General features: G+C 59.9%; 14 protein-coding genes. 4 read left to right on the top strand and 10 right to left on the bottom strand.

The features are described from left to right. Positions 1–85: 85 nt before the first annotated feature. Positions 86–1015 carry a LysR substrate-binding domain-containing protein gene (locus HMPREF1487_RS10105; protein WP_010796543.1) on the top strand — a complete coding sequence of 310 codons (930 nt, stop codon included), beginning with the start codon at positions 86–88 and terminating at the stop codon, positions 1013–1015. A 76-nt stretch (positions 1016–1091) separates the two neighbouring features. Further along, the gene (locus HMPREF1487_RS10100) at positions 1092–1919 is read left to right on the top strand and encodes an aldo/keto reductase (protein ID WP_010796542.1); all 828 of its coding nucleotides are present in this window, start codon (positions 1092–1094) and stop codon (positions 1917–1919) included. A 63-nt stretch (positions 1920–1982) separates the two neighbouring features. On the opposite strand, the gene HMPREF1487_RS10095 is transcribed toward HMPREF1487_RS10100, so the two are convergent. The 8 genes from HMPREF1487_RS10095 to HMPREF1487_RS10060 form a co-directional block, all read right to left on the bottom strand. Further along, entirely contained in the window at positions 1983–2489 is a 507-nt protein-coding gene (locus HMPREF1487_RS10095; RefSeq protein WP_010796541.1) for an Rsd/AlgQ family anti-sigma factor, read from the bottom strand. Between the two features lie 162 nt (positions 2490–2651). Next, on the bottom strand, positions 2652–3161 hold the full coding sequence (locus HMPREF1487_RS10090) for a disulfide bond formation protein B (RefSeq protein WP_037030661.1): 510 nt from the start codon (positions 3159–3161) through the stop codon (positions 2652–2654). Between the two features lie 160 nt (positions 3162–3321). After that, positions 3322–4533 carry a heme biosynthesis protein HemY gene (locus tag HMPREF1487_RS10085; protein WP_010796539.1) on the bottom strand — a complete coding sequence of 404 codons (1212 nt, stop codon included), beginning with the start codon at positions 4531–4533 and terminating at the stop codon, positions 3322–3324. After that, positions 4530–5699, bottom strand: coding sequence for a uroporphyrinogen-III C-methyltransferase (locus HMPREF1487_RS10080; RefSeq protein WP_010796538.1), 1170 nt, complete (start codon positions 5697–5699; stop codon positions 4530–4532). The genes HMPREF1487_RS10085 and HMPREF1487_RS10080 overlap by 4 nt, the downstream gene beginning before the upstream one ends. 23 nt (positions 5700–5722) lie before the next feature. Continuing rightward, entirely contained in the window at positions 5723–6484 is a 762-nt protein-coding gene (locus HMPREF1487_RS10075) for a uroporphyrinogen-III synthase (protein ID WP_010796537.1), read from the bottom strand. Further along, the gene (hemC, locus tag HMPREF1487_RS10070; protein ID WP_230382228.1) at positions 6481–7443 is read right to left on the bottom strand and encodes a hydroxymethylbilane synthase; all 963 of its coding nucleotides are present in this window, start codon (positions 7441–7443) and stop codon (positions 6481–6483) included. Before hemC ends, HMPREF1487_RS10075 begins: the two co-directional genes overlap by 4 nt. Before the next feature lie 108 nt (positions 7444–7551). After that, positions 7552–8298: a LytR/AlgR family response regulator transcription factor gene (locus HMPREF1487_RS10065; RefSeq protein WP_010796535.1), complete on the bottom strand. Its 747-nt coding sequence runs from the start codon at positions 8296–8298 to the stop codon at positions 7552–7554. 4 nt (positions 8299–8302) lie between these two features. Then, complete coding sequence (locus tag HMPREF1487_RS10060; protein ID WP_010796534.1) at positions 8303–9379, bottom strand: sensor histidine kinase; 1077 nt, start codon at positions 9377–9379, stop codon at positions 8303–8305. Between the two features lie 142 nt (positions 9380–9521). On the opposite strand from HMPREF1487_RS10060, the gene argH reads away from it, so the two are divergent. After that, the gene (argH, locus tag HMPREF1487_RS10055; RefSeq protein WP_010796533.1) at positions 9522–10916 is read left to right on the top strand and encodes an argininosuccinate lyase; all 1395 of its coding nucleotides are present in this window, start codon (positions 9522–9524) and stop codon (positions 10914–10916) included. Between the two features lie 42 nt (positions 10917–10958). Here the strand turns inward: argH and HMPREF1487_RS10050 are convergent, their stop codons facing one another. Beyond that, positions 10959–11834 (bottom strand): NAD(P)-dependent oxidoreductase, encoded by an 876-nt coding sequence (locus tag HMPREF1487_RS10050; RefSeq protein ID WP_010796532.1) that lies wholly within the window; start codon positions 11832–11834, stop codon positions 10959–10961. An 85-nt stretch (positions 11835–11919) separates the two neighbouring features. Beyond that, positions 11920–12588, bottom strand: a complete 669-nt coding sequence (locus HMPREF1487_RS10045) for a glutathione S-transferase family protein (RefSeq protein ID WP_010796531.1) — start codon at positions 12586–12588, stop codon at positions 11920–11922. A 166-nt stretch (positions 12589–12754) separates the two neighbouring features. On the opposite strand from HMPREF1487_RS10045, the gene HMPREF1487_RS10040 reads away from it, so the two are divergent. Next, complete coding sequence (locus HMPREF1487_RS10040) at positions 12755–13279, top strand: RipA family octameric membrane protein (protein WP_010796530.1); 525 nt, start codon at positions 12755–12757, stop codon at positions 13277–13279. Positions 13280–13289: the final 10 nt, after the last annotated feature.

Raw genomic sequence — 13289 nt, 5'->3', positions numbered from 1 at the left:
ACAGTCCGGCCAGTGTTATTCACTCCTCCGATCCACACAATTCGCCTTTGAAGAAAGCCATTATTGAATTCAGGTAAAGAATTGCATGTCCGCCATTGATGACCTCAGCTTTTTCCAGCGCGTCGCCACACGGGGCAGCCTTACCGCCGTGGCGCGTGAGCTGGGGCTGTCACTCCCTGCAGTAAGCAAGCGACTGACGCAGCTGGAACAGCGCCTGGGTGTTCAGCTGGTACAACGCACGACGAGACGGCTTGACCTGACGGCAGAAGGCGAGCTGTACCTGGAGGGCGCCCGGCCGATTCTCCAGCAGCTGGAGGAGTTAGAAAGCGCCTTGGGCAACCAACGCCAGACCTTGCGCGGGCAGCTCAGAATCAACGCAACCTTTGGCTTTGGGCGACGCCACCTCGCCCCTGTCCTGTCCCGCTTTGCCCAGGAGTACCCTGATGTCGAGCTATCCCTTGAGCTGACCAGCCAGCCGCTCAGCCTGCTGGACCAGGGCATGGATATCGGTATTCGCATGGGCGAGCCGCCGGACTCACGCCTGGTCGGCCATCGCCTGCTGGGCAATCCGCGCCTGCTCTGTGCCTCTCCAGCCTATCTGAGCCGCGCCGGTACGCCCCATGAGGTATCCGAGCTGAGTGCACATAACTGCATCGTGCTGCGCCAGGATGGCAGCGACTACGCTATCTGGCGTTTCCATAAGGAGGGACGTGAGTACGCTCACAAGGTCAGCGGCAGCCTGTCGAGCAATGATGGAGAAGTTGCCCTGCAATGGGCGCTGGACGGCCATGGCCTGATCCTGCGCTCCTGGTGGGATGTCCATGAGCACCTCGCCTCGGGCGCCCTGCTGCCGCTGCTGACCGCGTACGAGGCACCCCGTGCCGACATCTACGCGGTCTACCCGTACCGCCGGCACGTGCCTCGCCGTATCAAGGTCTTTGTCCGCTATCTGGCCCAAGCGTTGGAGGCGCGCCTGCCCAATGCTCCCGAGCCCGTTCGTAACGCGCCGGGATAGAAACGGCTCCTCCCCGGTCGTATCACCGATACCGCCGGAAATATACGACTCCCTTCATCTCGACACAGGAGTAATCATGTCCTCGATTCCGAGCCTTCAACTCAATGACGGTCACCATATTCCCCAGTTCGGCCTGGGCACTTGGAAAACCCCGAACGAAGAAGCGCCCCAGCTGATCCGCTCAGCCCTCGAAATGGGCTACCGCCACATCGATACAGCGGCTGCCTATAACAACGAGGAAGGCGTAGGCCAGGGCATCGCCGAATCCGGCATCGACCGCAGCGAACTCTTCGTGACAACCAAGCTGTGGAACGAGCGCCAGGGCTTCGACGAAACCCTCAAGGCCTTTGACGAGAGCCTGTCCAAGCTCAAGCTGGACTACGTAGACCTCTACCTCATTCACTGGCCCTGCCCCAAGGCTGGCAAGTTTCTGGATACCTGGAAAGCGTTCCTGCGCCTGCGTGAAGAGGGTCGCGTTCGCTCGGTAGGCGTATCCAACTTCCGCCAGGAAGATCTGGAGCAGATCATTCTGGAGACTGGTGTAACCCCAGTGGTGAACCAGATCGAAGTTCATCCGCTGCTACAGCAAAATGACCTGCGCGAAGTGAACCGTCAGAAGAATATCCTGACCGAAGCCTGGAGTCCGCTCGCTCAGGGCGGCGAGCTGCTCAAGCATCCCTTGTTCCAGGAACTGGCGAAAAAGCATGGCAAGACGCCTGCCCAAGTCATCCTGCGCTGGCATGTCGAGCTTGGTTCAATCATTTTTCCCAAATCCACCAATCCCGAACGTATCCGCGAAAATGCCGATATTTTCGACTTCAGCCTCGACAGCGATGACATGCAAAAGATCGCCGCTCTGGATGAAGGCAAGCGCCTGGGCCCGGACCCGGCAGAATTCTGCTAATCCATCGGGCACAAAAAACCCCGCTTAGGCGGGGTTTTTCATGTGCATCGATCAGCGCGTCACTCAATAGACCGGCTGTTGAGACGCGGCCACGCCGGGCGTGGACATTGGCTGCAGCTGATGCGAATTGTGCAGCACTTCGATCAGGCAGTCTTCAAGCTCGAAGCGCTCATCGAGCAGTTTGCCCAGTTGCTGCAGCTCAACCAGCAGGCGAGCCGGCTCATGGCAGTCGCCACTGTCGCAACGGTCATTGAAATTCAGGGCAGCCTCGGTCAAGGCCTGCAGGCGTGGATAAACGGTATGGGCAAATTCCATGGCACGCTGATCATCAAAGGCCTTTGCCTCGTTCATCAGTTGCTCATAGATTTCGAAGTGCCCTGCCGATACATAGTCCACGAGCAGATCGCACAGCTGCTCAAGGCCCTTGTGGTTTACCATCGGAGCCAACTGAGGCTCTAGCTGCAGGGCTTGATATGCCGTTACCAGTTTTTGACGTTCCTGCAACCAGCGATCAATCATCTGGTGCACCCCACCCCAACGTTCTTGTGCATTTCGGCAACGTTCAAGCATGACGAACTCTTCCTCAGCGGCGAAACAATAGCCCCGACGGTCTTCGTCGTAAGGCGTTCGACCCGGTTAATCCAACCAGAGACTGTTCGGACACCGTCGAAGCAGAGTAGTGCCGTTCAGTGATCGACTGCAACCCCTGTGACCTGCTGAACGGCATTCCGATTATCGGACAATGACACCACGGGAGCGGCGGAAGAACTGATAGATCGAAAGCAGAATAAAGCCGGTAAAGGCCAGCAGGCTCCACTCCGGCACGCTCATGCCAAACAATGTCCAGTTCACTTCAGCGCAATCGGCCGTGCCATGCAGAACCAGGCGCACAACGTCCTGGAATGGCAGGGCCTGCATCATGTAATCCAGGCTGGGCAGGCAGGCAGGCAGCTGGTCGGCCGGTAATGTCTGCAGCCACACTTGCCGACCGGCGGTCGCAGCGCCCAGGGCCGAGGACAGAAAGATCAGGACCGCATAGACACGCTGGCCGCGGGTAGCCGGATTATGCAGGGCCGCGATGAACGCCAGGATACCGGCGATGATGAAGAATATCCGCTGGACGATACAGAGCGGGCAGGGTTCAAGGCCGAGGACGTGCTCAAGGTAAAGGCCGGCGGCCATGAGCACGGCGCAAGCAATAGCGATCAGCGAAAAAATAAAACGCGGGCTAGTCACGAGCAGGACGGCTCCAAAAGAAATAGAGGTCGCTACGGTAGTGAAAGCGTTGCGGCCTTTCAAGCGAAGTAAAGCAGCTTATACGCGGTAGGGCGGATGAGAGGTGCTGCAAGAGGGATAAAGGGTCTGGCGTGAAGAACCGCACCAGACCCTGCCTGAACACCTCTTAAGCCCGCAGCGCCGGAGGAGTCGGGCGGCTGCCGGTGCTTTCCAGCAGCAATTGGTTGCTGCGATCCGTCTCGCCCAGATGGATCAGAAGACGCGCCAATTCACCGCAGGCCTCGGGTGTGCGCTGGGCGCTCAGGCTGGCCTCGAGATAATCCCGCGCCTTACCCCAGAGTTGGTTGGTCTGACACAGACGGCCCAGCGTCAGCAACAGAACGGGGTCGTTTGGACGGTTGCGCAGCCAACCCTCGGCCAACTGCAGCTGTTTGGCCGGGTCACGGCTCTTGATGTAGCCATACAGGCGGACCAACCGGTCGTCGTAATTACGCTTGATGGCAGCACGCAGTACGTCCTCGGCATCATCCTCTCGGTTCAGCTCATGCAAACGAGCCGCGTAGGCATGGGCGATTTCCACGTCGCTTTTCAGCGCACTGGGGACCTGCTGCCATTGGCGCGCTATTGCCTGTGTAGGTGCCTCATCGCCAATGGGGCTAACCTCATCCAGCGAGGCCAACCAGGCGCGGCGCTCAAGATCACTTAATTCCGATTCGCCCAGAACCCGCTGTTTGCGCAACTCCGGCAACAGGCCGATCAGTGCCGGCCAATCACGCGTGGTCACATACAGGCGCTGCATCAGTGAGAGTACGTAGGGATGCTTGGGATACTTTGCATGCAAAGGCGCCAGGCTTGCCAGTGCCTCGGAATACTGCGCCCGATGGATCTGCAATTGAGTCTGAGTCAGACCGATGGCCACATCGGCATGGGGCTCGCGCTCTCGGGCCTTCTGCAGAAGCGCGTCGCTTTCTTCGTACTGACCCATCTCGTTGGCAGCCCGGGCGGCACCCAGATAGTGAGTCAGCGGGTGTGCATCGCTTTCCGCTGCAGTCTTCAGGTGCTTGAGCGCTGACGACCAGTCACCTTCAGCCAGCTCCAGCTGACCACGATGAGCGGCCTGGGCGACACGGCGTTGCTTGTTGTAACGCGACCAGGGATTGACCACTCGGCCCGAAACGCCAAGGGCCGACAAGGCCAGCCGCAACAGGTACAGGACGATCACGGCCGCTACGATCAGGGCGAGGAACCCCCAGAAGCTCGATTCGTAACGGAAGCTGTTGTAGGAGAACAGCACATAGCCTGACTCATCCGCCATGATGACGGCTACCCCGAGGGCAACCAGTACGGCAAATAGGAACAGCAGGGTCAATCGTTTCACAGTTGCTCCTCCTGGGCAGGCGACGCAGCCGGGGGTGCAGGCTGGGCAGAAGTAGTCGATTCAGGTTGCTGACGGCGGGCGATATACGCCTGAAGAGCCGACAGCGTCGGGCTGAGATCCGGTGGATTGAGCGTTACAGGCTTGTCCGCCAGCTCGCTCAAGGTCTCACGAACCGCGCGGCTTTCAGCGTTCTGGCTATTGAAGTGAGCCTCAAGAACGCCTTGCGCCTGGGTCAGCGCACGCTGGTAGACCGCCTGGTTGCCATTGAGTGCTCCCCACTGAGCTTGCTCAAGGGCCAGGTTCATGGCCAGGCGGACCTGGGCCAGGCTTTCCTCAGCCAGCAGCGGCTTGATGGGTTTGTCCGCTGAAAAATCGATCCGGAAGTAGCCGGAAACACGCTCGCGCAGACGCTGCCAGGCACGCACGAAGCGGTTCGTGCTTTCCTCGCTGGCCTGGACACCGGGCTGATCCCCTTCGGGATGCACAAAGCGCGGCGGCAGCGGCTCAAGCGTTTGTACCTGATCTCGCAAAGCGGACAGCTGAACGAACAGGCCGGTGCGGTCCAAGTCCGGCAGCTGGCGCAGCGCCTGCTGACTGTTCGCCAGCTGCTGGCGCACGGCAAAGGCGCCCGGATCGTTCTGCGACTTGAGAATCTCATCGACCGCCTGGAGCAGGTTTTGCGCGCTGGGCACATCCTGCAGCGCTGCCAGGCGCAGCGTGGCCATGCGCATCAGGTGCTCGGCCTCGGTCAGGCGCCAGACTTGCCGGCTCTGCCCAACCACTTCATTGAATTGCTGGGCCAGGTGCTGCTGGTCGGCCTGCAGCTGGCTCATCAGCCGGCGGCGGCTTTCGAAATCTTCTGCATTGGGCAGTTTTTCCAGCTGAGCGGCCAGGGCCTGCTCACGCTGCTCGACCTGACGCGTCAGGCTACGGGCATCTTCAAGCTGAGCCAGCTGGGCATGATCCTGCTCATGCAGGGTCCGTGTCTGCCAGAGGCTCCAGCCACCGGCCGCCAGGCCGGCAGCGCCTACCAGCAATGCCAGCAGAGCCAGCCCGGCACTGCCACGCCGGGGCTTTTCCGGAGTCGGGGCAGGTGGAGGCGTCGCGTTGACGGTCTCGCCAGATGCCGGTACGGCATCGTCAGTGGGAGTGACTGTTTCGCTCACAAGTCCTTCCTTTGATCGGTTATTCAAGGATGATGCTCTTCAAGCGCCGCCAGTACCGCAGCGGTACTGGCGCCATGACAGGTAATGACACGCTGGATACCGGCCGCGCGGGCCTGCTCGGCCACACGCTCGCTGGGTACCAGCAGCGGCACCGAACACACGTCCGGCCATGCGGAGCCGGCCAGGGTACGCAGGTGCGCGAAACTCTGCCCACTGCTGACCATGATGCCATTGAGGCGTTCCGCTGCAAGGCACTCGGTCAGGGCATTTTGTGGATGATCCGGCAATACGCGCCGGTACAACTCAAGGTAGTCGACCTGCACGCCTCGCTCACGCAGCGTGTCGGCCATGGTTTCCCGGCCACCTTCGCCCCGCAGGATCAGCACGCGGGAATCGGCCTCCTGCAAGGCTTGATCAAGCTGCGGCAAGGCCAGGATGCCCTCGCTGTCTTCGCTCTGGTCGGGCGTGATGATCGAAAGACCATACGCTTCGAGAATATCCGCCGTGGCGGCGCCTACGGCGAACCAGGTCTGGTTAATGGGCAGCTGCGGCCAGTACTGGTCAAGCCGCTCCAGGCCGAGTCGGGCGGCCGGCTTGCTGACCACGATGACCGCCTTGTAGCGGTCCAGATCCAGCATAAGGGTGCGCTGCTCCGGTGTCTCAGGCAGCGGCTCGATGGCCAGTAACGGCAGGCTGGCGCTGTAAATGCCCCGCTCGTCCAGTGCAGCCGCCAGGGGTATGCACTCTTCGGCCGGACGGGTCAGAAGCAGCCGCCAAGCCGTCATGGCTGGGCAGCCTCGTCGTAAACGGCCCGTAGAATGTCACCGGCGCCCTGGGCAAGTAGCTCATCCGCAACCTGGATACCCAATGCAGACGGGTCGATAACCGATCCCCGCGCCTCGGCGCGCAGCAGCAGGGTGCCATCCGGCTGACCCACCAGGCCACGCAACCAGAGTTCTTCGCCTTCGCGGATGGCATAGCAGGCAATGGGCACCTGGCAACCGCCGTTGAGATGGCGGTTCATGGCGCGCTCGGCAATGACGCGCTGCTCGGTCTCCAGATGATGGAGCGGCTTCAGGAGTTCGTGGACTTCGGCATCGTCCGTGCGGCACTCGATGCCTACCGCGCCCTGTCCACCTGCCGGAAGGCTGTCTTCGACACTGATGGATTCACGGATGCGGTCCTGAAAACCCAGACGGATCAGCCCGGCCGCTGCCAGAATGATGGCGTGATAATCGCCTGCATCCAGCTTGGCAAGGCGCGTATTGACGTTGCCCCTTAGGAAACGGATCTCAAGGTCTGGGCGTTGGGCCAGCAGCTGGGCCTGACGGCGCAGACTGGAAGTACCCACAATGCTACCGGCCGGCAGATCCGCCAGACTGGAATAGGTGTTGGAAACGAAGGCATCGCGTGCATCTTCCCGCTCGCAGATGGCGTAGAGCCCAAGGCCTTCGGGAAACTCCATCGGCACATCCTTCATGGAATGCACGGCAATGTCGGCCTCGCCTTCGAGCAGCGCCGTTTCCAACTCCTTGACGAACAAGCCCTTGCCACCAATCTTCGCCAGCGGTGCATCGAGCAGCTTGTCGCCCCGGCTGGTCATCGGCAACAGACTGACGTGCAACCCCGGGTGGGCTGCCTCCAGACGGGCCTTTACATACTCGGCCTGCCACAGGGCAAGCGCACTTTGACGCGTGGCAATGCGAATCTCGCGGTTCATGAGCCTATTCCGGGATTGAAACATGACCGGAATGATAACAGGCTCTCCTGTCGCAAGCCGCTTTCGCCCTGATAGGCAAGACCAATCGTCCGCGCGCCGTGCGCACAGAACGGCAGGTCCTGCCCCTCAGCGTCACAGGTTCTGCATCAGGCGTCGTACACCGGCTACATGTCGTCGGCTGACCGTCAACGCATCGCCATTGAGCCCTTTCAGATACAGCTGGAAATGGCCCAGCGGCGTACGCTGCAAGCGCTCGATCCGCTCCCGCGCCACCAGGGCATTGCGGTGGATACGGACGAACCGGTCACCGAACTCGTCTTCCAGCGCCTTCAGCGGCTCGTCCAGCAGGACTTCACCGTTGCCGTGACGCAGGGTCACGTATTTGTGATCGGCAATGAAATAAACGACATCATCCAGCGGAATCAGCTCGATGCCCTTGCGGGTCCGGGCGCTGATATGGCTGCGCGGCCCCGGACCGCCGCTGGACGGCGGCTTGGTCAGTGCAGCCAGCTGAACGCGATTAGGGCGTTCGGCTTTTTTCAGGGCCTCCTCAAGATCTTCCTGGCGTACCGGCTTGACCAGATACCCCACGGCACTGACCTTGAAGGCCTCCAGTGCAAATTCATCATGGGCGGTTACGAAAATAACCGCAGGCGGTGCTTCTCGCTCGCATAGTCGGGCAGCTACTTGTAGCCCGTCCAGACCTGGCATACGAATATCGAGCAATACGATATCCGGCTTCAGGCTTTCGACCAGGGCCAACGCTTCTTCGCCATTGCTGGCGGAGGGCTCCAAGACTTTATAGCCGTCTAGTTGCCCAACCAGACGGGCCAGACGCTCGCGCGCCAACGGTTCGTCATCGACGATTAGGACGTTCATAGGCTCAGGCTTCCTGCGTGAGTCGCTCGCATGGATAGCGAAGACAGGTTATGTGCCGTTGGTCACGGCGTTCGATTTTGAGACTCGCTCCCGGGCCGAAAAGTGCCGTTAGTCGCGATTCGATATTGGTTAAAGCCTGTTTCGTACCTTTTGGCGGCCGAGGATGTTGCTCGGCCTGCTCATCGAATGGATTGCTCATCGACAATTCGAATATCCCTGCGACATAGGTCGCCTCGACCACCACACATCCACCCTCGATCCGCGGCGCAATCCCGTAGATCAAGGCGTTTTCCAGAAGCGGTTGCAGCGTCAACTGCGGGATCGGCAGATCATCCGGCACACCATCGATGCGCCAGTCGACCTGAAGACGATCTCCCAAGCGTAGCTTCTCGATCTCCAGGTAGCGACGTGACAGCTCCAGTTCTTCCGACCAGCGAACCCGTGTTCCAGGCTTGGACAGGCTTGCCCTGAACAGGCTGGACAGGTCTAGCACGGCACGCTCAGCCTTGTCGGCATCGATGGCGATCAGGCTGGCAATACTGTTGAGGCTGTTGAATAGAAAATGCGGACGGATACGGGCCTGAAGCGACTCGATCCGTGCCTTGAGTTCGGCCTGCTGCTGGCGCCGCCACTGGCTCTGCAGGTAGAAATACCGCAGCATCAAGGCCGACATGATCAGCGCGATAAGGGCATGCCGCTCATACAGCTTGACCTCGCCGGACTGCTGCATAGGGCCGGCCAGCTCCAGCCAGTCAGCCACGGCAGTGCAGGCCAGGGTCAGCCCCACCACCAGGGCGCAGCAGATAACTCCAGCCAATGCCGGCTTCAGGCGTGCCAGAAAAGGCCGCAAACGGCAGAGAACGGCAGCCGAGAGCAGCACGTTCCATTGCACGAACAGCGAGACCAGCGCCAACCGTACCCAGTTGAAGGATGTGGTCAGGGGATCGGCCAAAACGAGCACCAGGACCAGCAGTTCCGCCAGCACAATCAGGACAAGCAGGGCTTCCGACTCGCATAGCTCCGGTACGAAAAACTCATCGACCGGGGCAGGCCGGCGCTTGGTCAGGTATTTGATAGGCATGGTCAAAGTGTTTACTACTATCCGACGAACGGCAAGGTTGTTTTAAAGTTAACGGGATAACTGTGGTGCACGTTGCACCAGCGCAAGGCTGTTATCATCCCGTTACGTCCATTCACGTTCAGTGCCATTTGCGAGCCCACCAATGAGCAACGAAAAAACCAATCAATCCTGGGGCGGTCGCTTCAGCGAACCCGTCGACGCCTTCGTCGCACGTTTTACCGCTTCGGTCGACTTCGATAAGCGCCTGTACCGCCACGACATCATGGGCTCCATCGCTCACGCCACCATGCTGGCCAAAGTGGGTGTATTGACGGATGCCGAACGCGACGCCATTGCAGACGGACTGAACCAGATCCAGCACGAAATCGAGACAGGCCAGTTCGAGTGGCGCGTCGATCTCGAAGACGTGCACATGAACATAGAAGCCCGTCTTACTGACCGTATCGGCATCACTGGTAAAAAACTTCACACCGGTCGCAGTCGAAATGATCAAGTCGCGACAGACATTCGGTTGTGGCTACGCGACGAGATCGATGTGATCCTCGCAGAGATCACCCGCTTGCAGCAGGGTCTGCTGGAGCAGGCCGAGCGTGAAGCCGACACCATCATGCCCGGCTTCACACATTTGCAGACCGCGCAGCCCGTGACGTTCGGGCATCACCTGCTGGCCTGGTTCGAGATGCTGTCACGCGACCATGAGCGTCTGGTGGACTGCCGCAAGCGCGTGAACCGCATGCCGCTGGGCAGCGCCGCCCTGGCCGGAACCACGTACCCGATCCAACGCGAGATCACATGCGAGCTGCTGGGCTTCGAGGCCGTTGGCGGTAATTCGCTGGATGGTGTATCCGATCGTGACTTCGCTATCGAATTCTGCTCAGCTGCCTCGCTGGCCATGATGCACCTGTCGCGCTTCTCTGAAGAGCTAGTACTGTGGACGAGCGCCCAGTTCCAGTTCATCGACCTGCCCGACCGCTTTTGCACGGGCTCCTCGATCATGCCGCAAAAGAAGAACCCGGATGTGCCGGAGCTGGTACGTGGTAAGACAGGTCGCGTATTCGGTGCCCTCACAGGCCTGTTGACGCTGATGAAGGGCCAGCCCCTGGCCTACAACAAGGACAACCAGGAAGACAAGGAGCCGCTGTTCGACGCTGCCGACACGCTGCGTGACTCCCTGCGCGCCTTTGCCGATATGATCCCGGCTATCAAGCCCAAACGCGACGTCATGCGTGAAGCCGCCCGTCGTGGTTTCTCCACGGCTACCGACCTGGCTGATTATCTGGTGCGCAAGGGGCTGCCCTTCCGTGACTGCCACGAGATCGTGGGACATGCAGTGAAGTATGGCGTGGATTCCGGCAAGGATCTGGCCGAGATGAGCCTGGAAGAACTGCGCCGCTTTAGCGACCAGATCGAGCAGGACGTATTTGAAGTCCTCACCCTGGAAGGCTCGGTCAACGCCCGTGACCACATCGGCGGCACCGCACCGGCGCAGGTCCGCGCCGCCGTTCAGCGCGGCCGGGAATTACTGGCGAGCCGGTAAATCGGAACAGGGCGCCATATACGTGATGGCGCCCTGCTCTGCCTATGCCTGCCCGGAGCGCTTGAGCGCACGACCGCCCAATGCAGACCAGTCCAGATGCCCCTCGCCCTGGGCGACGGCTTCCAGCAAGTTATCCCGCAGCACACTGCCAAACGGCAGCGGTACGTTCTTCGCCTGACCAGCACTCAGCGCCAGCCCGACATCCTTCAGACCAAGGGTCAGCTTGAAGGCAGCCGGCTCGAAGCGCTGCTCAGCAATCATTGCTCCGTAATTCTTGTAAGCCGGTGCCGCAAACAGGGTGTTGGTGAGGATATTCAGCAGATCGGCTGGCTCGACGCCATAACTCTTGGTCAAGGCGGACGCTTCGCCCATCGTCTCGATAGCGCTTGCCAGCATGAAATTACCGGCAATCTTGACGATATTGGCCCGTAGCGGGTCCTCGCCCAGCGGCCACGTCGTTTGGCCCATGGCATCCAACAACGGTTGGACCTTATCCACCGCAGCCTGCGGGCCGGCCACCACAATGTTCAGCTTGCCCGCCACGGCCACATCGGTACGCCCGAAGACTGGTGCGGAGATGTAGTCGACGCCTGCCTTGGCATGACGCTCGATCAATTCGGCTACAAAGGCAACCGACAGCGTGGCCATGCTGAGGTGGATCGCCCCCGCGCGGGCACGGTCCAGCGCGCCACTGTCGAGAATGACGGCGCGGGTAGAGGCGTCGTCCGCCAGCATGGACACCACCACCTCGGCATCAAATGCGTCCGCGGGCTCGCTGGCGGCCTTGGCACCCTGGCTGACCATTTCCTGAACCGCCTGCTGCGAGCGATTCCAGACCAGGACCTCATGGCCGGCCTTGATCAGGTTGCCGGCCATGCCCTTGCCCATTCCACCCAAACCGATGAATCCGATACGCATGACAATGTCCTCGTTACTGATGGCTAAGTGCTGGATTGACCATCATGCCAGACGAGTGTGCCCTGCGATCGACAAAACGCTTGGGTCAGGCGCTTTCCAGACGCTTGCGAACCATGGCCAGGAAACTGCTCATGGATTGAGCCTTTTCTTCATATAGCTGCTGCACATGGGCGTTCTGCTTCAAGCGATCCAGCAGCGCCTGGGCAGCCGGAAAGCCTGCCATCAGGTCAAGACTGAACAATTGCTCGGCAACCCCACGGGCAAGGTCGATGCTGTAGAGAAAGTAGACATCGGCCAGGGTCAGAGTATCGCCTGCCACATAAGGCGAGAACGACCCCTGCCGCTTGAGCGTAGCGATACCGGACCTTAATTCGTGACGGGCCTTTTCCTTGATGGCTTCGTCGACCTTGGCGCCAAAGAACACTTCCGGGTAACACTGGCGCGCCGGCAGCTCGATATAGAGTTCGATTTCGCGCATGAGAGTACGCACGCGGGCACGCGCGAACGGATCGGTCGGCAACAGCGGCGTTCCCGGTTGGGTTTCCTCGATGTACTCGAGAATCACGCTGGTTTCGCTGATAAAGCCATGTTCGGTTTCCAGCACCGGTATCTTGCCGCAGGGGCTGATCGCAAGAAACTGTTCGTCCTGGCTGGGGAAAACCGTAACGGATTCGAATTCCAGCCCCTTTTCGAGCAACGCAAACTTAACCATGTTGTAGTAGTTGCTGACGGGAAACCCATAGAGCTTGAGCATTCGACATGCCTCCAAGGCATTGGACAGATAAGCCAGATAACCGTAGACGCCCAATGCGTCGGTGAAAAGTTTTTCTTGTACAAGACTTCGCGCGCTGCCTTTGAACCGGAACTCTACACGGTCTTAAAAGCCCTACAAGAGAGCTTTTTGAGCAGGAGCGATCTACATGATGAGCTCTACGGGAGCCGCGCATCCCCGTACGGACAAGGCGGAAACACTCTTTGGCAGCCTCCGGGAGCAGCTTGATTTCTACCGCGCGGAGATCCAGTTTGAGTCGTCGATGTTGTCCAACCGGACCAACGCCTATCTGTCGTCGCAGTCCTTTCTGATGATTGCGTTCGCGTCTTCAATGAGCAATACCAACAGCCAATGGGGCACTCAGTTCACCCTATATGTGCCCACTCTGCTGGCATTGTTGGGGTTGGTGACATCGATCCACGCCTGGCCTGGCATCAAGGCTGCCTTTGATGTAATCGAGCATTGGCACCGCAAACAATGCGAGCTGCTGGACACCCTGAACGAACCCTGTGTAATCCGCGTGACGCCGCTTTACGGCGCAGGAAACGAGCCTCTCAATGGCAGCCGTTACCGAAAATCGCTGCTGTTTTCGCTGCGCTCCCCGCTTATCTTTAGTGTGGTATGGGCGTTTCTGGGTGTGCTGGCGGTCTCGCTGCATCTGCTGTACGGCTAAGTAAAAGGCT

Origin of the sequence: Pseudomonas sp. HPB0071, assembly GCF_000478505.2 — a bacterium.
Taxonomy (GTDB): domain Bacteria; phylum Pseudomonadota; class Gammaproteobacteria; order Pseudomonadales; family Pseudomonadaceae; genus Chryseomonas; species Chryseomonas luteola.
The sequence above is the reverse complement of the archived record's forward strand: the minus strand, read 5'-3'. Positions and strand labels throughout refer to the sequence as shown.

Excerpts from the sequence above, each read along its gene's own strand:
- HMPREF1487_RS10065 (WP_010796535.1), bottom strand. The coding sequence starts at position 8,298 with ATGAACGTCCTAATCGTCGATGACGAACCGTTGGCGCGCGAGCGTCTG.
- HMPREF1487_RS10100 (WP_010796542.1), top strand. The coding sequence starts at position 1,092 with ATGTCCTCGATTCCGAGCCTTCAACTCAATGACGGTCACCATATTCCC.
- HMPREF1487_RS10060 (WP_010796534.1), bottom strand. The coding sequence starts at position 9,379 with ATGCCTATCAAATACCTGACCAAGCGCCGGCCTGCCCCGGTCGATGAG.
- HMPREF1487_RS10050 (WP_010796532.1), bottom strand. The coding sequence starts at position 11,834 with ATGCGTATCGGATTCATCGGTTTGGGTGGAATGGGCAAGGGCATGGCC.
- hemC (WP_230382228.1), bottom strand. The coding sequence starts at position 7,443 with ATGTTTCAATCCCGGAATAGGCTCATGAACCGCGAGATTCGCATTGCC.
- HMPREF1487_RS10105 (WP_010796543.1), top strand. The coding sequence starts at position 86 with ATGTCCGCCATTGATGACCTCAGCTTTTTCCAGCGCGTCGCCACACGG.
- HMPREF1487_RS10095 (WP_010796541.1), bottom strand. The coding sequence starts at position 2,489 with ATGCTTGAACGTTGCCGAAATGCACAAGAACGTTGGGGTGGGGTGCAC.
- HMPREF1487_RS10040 (WP_010796530.1), top strand. The coding sequence starts at position 12,755 with ATGATGAGCTCTACGGGAGCCGCGCATCCCCGTACGGACAAGGCGGAA.
- HMPREF1487_RS10075 (WP_010796537.1), bottom strand. The coding sequence starts at position 6,484 with ATGACGGCTTGGCGGCTGCTTCTGACCCGTCCGGCCGAAGAGTGCATA.
- argH (WP_010796533.1), top strand. The coding sequence starts at position 9,522 with ATGAGCAACGAAAAAACCAATCAATCCTGGGGCGGTCGCTTCAGCGAA.
- HMPREF1487_RS10045 (WP_010796531.1), bottom strand. The coding sequence starts at position 12,588 with ATGCTCAAGCTCTATGGGTTTCCCGTCAGCAACTACTACAACATGGTT.